This window comes from Peribacillus frigoritolerans (assembly GCF_004358755.1).
GTDB lineage: Bacteria > Bacillota > Bacilli > Bacillales > Bacillaceae > Bacillus_P.
In genome coordinates, this window is the sequence record NZ_SMZY01000020.1 from 1 (window position 1) to 649 (window position 649).

Annotated in this window: 2 tRNA genes and 2 rRNA genes; all 4 read left to right on the forward strand. The window is 44.8% G+C overall.

The features are described 5' to 3' along the window. Positions 1-79 (forward strand): 16S ribosomal RNA (locus E2R53_RS22960); the annotation flags it as partial. A gap of 157 nt (positions 80-236) precedes the next feature. Further along, positions 237-313 (forward strand) — tRNA-Ile (locus E2R53_RS22965). Between the two features lie 16 nt (positions 314-329). Next, positions 330-405 (forward strand) — tRNA-Ala (locus E2R53_RS22970). Positions 406-553: 148 nt separating this feature from the next. Continuing rightward, a 23S ribosomal RNA gene (locus E2R53_RS22975) occupies positions 554-649 on the forward strand; the annotation flags it as partial.

Here is a 649-nt window from a genome sequence, read left to right on the forward strand (position 1 = left end):
GCCTAAGGTGGGGTAGATGATTGGGGTGAAGTCGTAACAAGGTAGCCGTATCGGAAGGTGCGGCTGGATCACCTCCTTTCTAAGGAATATATGAGGACGCTTTTGGTTTTTGTTTAGTTTTGAGAGAACTTTGTTCCCTCTAAATGAATAGTGAGTTTACCTTAGAGTAAGCGAAGAAACATTTGCGCGTACTTTTTTGTACGTCACAAACATTCTTTTATTCATTCTTATGAGATGGGCCTATAGCTCAGCTGGTTAGAGCGCACGCCTGATAAGCGTGAGGTCGATGGTTCGAGTCCATTTAGGCCCACCATCTCTTAAATTCATATGGGGCCTTAGCTCAGCTGGGAGAGCGCCTGCCTTGCACGCAGGAGGTCAGCGGTTCGATCCCGCTAGGCTCCACCAAGAAGTTGTTCTTTGAAAACTAGATAACGTAATTGATAACAAGTAATTCACTGAGATTTACGCTTACCATAATTAGTGATTTTCTAGACATTTATGTCTAAACAAACAACGAAATGCGAAACGCATCTTTGATGCGGATGACCATTTAGGTTAAGTTATGAAGGGCGCACGGTGGATGCCTTGGCACTAGGAGCCGATGAAGGACGGGACTAACACCGATATGCTTTGGGGAGCTGTAAGTAAG